At 36.1% G+C, this 2,265-nt stretch carries 1 pseudogene; it reads right to left on the reverse strand.

From position 1 onward, the window contains the following. A pseudogene (locus ACFIMK_RS08675) lies at positions 1–1,999 on the reverse strand (autotransporter outer membrane beta-barrel domain-containing protein); the annotation flags it as partial. Between the last annotated feature and the right edge of the window lie 266 nt (positions 2,000–2,265).

The raw sequence follows: 2,265 nt of genomic DNA on the forward strand, positions 1-2,265 counted from the left end.
CAACAGGACCAGAGGACGTAGAAGAAGGAGAGTCAGATATCAACGACGTAGAAAGTGAATTGGGGGGAGAAGATGGAGGATTAACAGGATGAGATAATGAAAACGAAGAAGGTTTACCAAATGGACCATTATAAGAACCTATTCTAGAAGAAATATAAACCCCTTCGAGTCGGAAATCCCAAAATTCCCCCTCACCTTCCACTAATCTTTGCGTAGCATCTGCTTCTCCAAAGGGCGAACCTGGACCATAACCACGAATACGATATTGATAAGGAAAACCTTTCACCGTAGTATAATCATCATAACCATTGGCGAGTCGAAAAGAACCTGCCTGCGCTGTTCCAGCAACTTGAATGAGTGAAATGCTTTGATCTTTTCCCTCATAGACTTCTTTACTTGCATATTTTGGAAAATTTTGCACATGAATGAATGTCGTTCCAGAAACATCCCCATAGATCAATATGCGATCCGTCTTTTGGGGATTAAACAAACCCTCATCATTCAAAAATGCATTCAACCTAATCTGAGCGTTTCCCTCAGCACTGTAGACTTTTTTATCTTTTGATGCGAGAATTTTATCTCCTGCACCTATATCTGCTTTTTTTCCAATGCATAGCGTTTGATAACCACTACCTTCATCAAAGATCAATGTGCTATTGGAAAGACTTAGAGAAGAAAGCGATGAAACAGATTCCTGTAAACCGTTGTATTTACTTTTAGTAAGATACCATTTTGAATAACGAATTAACTCTAAATCAATAACCGATCTATCCTCAACACGCGTACCTCCTGTAAGAGAGGAAGCGTTTGCTTTCACCAATAGAGAAGCATTATTTTCAGCTTTTAGCAACAAATCACCAGAGATTTTTGTTTCATCCGATAATTCAAGAGTGCCTTTTACTTCATAGTCTTTATTCCCCTTCGCATAAATCGCAATCCCGTCTGGAACTGTCATATTTGTCTCTGATAAATAAACAAATGCCCTCCCCGTGATAACTTTTTTGGTTTCTAAAATTTTTTTATCATCTCGTTGCCTCAACATTTTAGCAAGTTCTTCTGGAGCTAAAACATTAAAGCACAGTCCATATACTCCCTCACTCTGAACAGAAATATTGTTTTTTTCTATCTTAATACTTGTATTCTTAAAGCCATCTGGTGAAATATATTTTTGAATTAACTTACCATTATCATTTACATAACCTGAAAAGTTTTTCATCAAGAATGCATGCATATGGTTCAGCTGAATAAAATTGTTTTTCAAATGAACGTCACCACCTTGAAAAACCTCAAAAGCTTCTGGTAATACCCCCATAGCTCGATCACCATCTGTTAAAGTTTCCTCCCTCCTTCCTTGCCCCGTAATCCCCATAGTATCAAGAATATAGCGCCCCCCAAATCGAGTTGAAAATGAGCCAATCTGGTTAAAATTAACGGTACCGTCTGTCATTTTAACCATTGCATCAAAACCACTCATAATACCGATCCCTTTTACATTCAAGTTATCTGGCTCAATATTGATATTCACACTCACTAAAGCAATATCCGTTCCTCTCCCCCATGCATAAATAGCATGTGAAATCCCCTTAATTTCCCCTACTGTCATGCTAATAACGGCATTTTGAGCACGAAGAGCAGGTATATTCTTAAAATCTGAAGCTACTAGATTAATTGTTCCACCATTTCTTACATACGCCCCATACGCAGATATTTTATCTGGATCATCGCCATAAACTGTTATCTGAGACGCATTAACAATAGTGCCTGCTTTTTCTACATATATAGCTGCAATAGGTGCAATATGAGCAGACGTCTCTTGAGAACTTTTTAAGTAATAGATTTTATCTGCAAGAAAGTGTGTTTTTCTATCATCGCATTTATAAAATGCCCCTCCTGCATCACTTGAAGATCCTGCAGCACTAACATACGTAACCTGCAAAAAATAAAGAATAGCTGTTGTAACGTTGCATAAAAATACATATTTATGAAATACATAAATCATAACTCTTGCCGCCTTCTATTCCCCTACTTCTATTCATTGAAGAATAATATCTATATTTAAGCTAATAAAGTTCTCAAAATACAATAAATATAAAATGAAATATTTAATTTAATACTTAATATAACACTATATACTTATATATAAGTTATATATAAGTTACTATATAGTTTATGTATCGCTAAAAAAGGTGGCGCAATCCAGCAGAGAAACTCGTTCCAGAAAAACCAATTTTCTTAAATCTATGCTGATAAGTGACATCTCCACGA

Origin of the sequence: Bartonella sp. AP280QHHD (genome assembly GCF_042196125.1) — a bacterium.
GTDB lineage: Bacteria > Pseudomonadota > Alphaproteobacteria > Rhizobiales > Rhizobiaceae > Bartonella.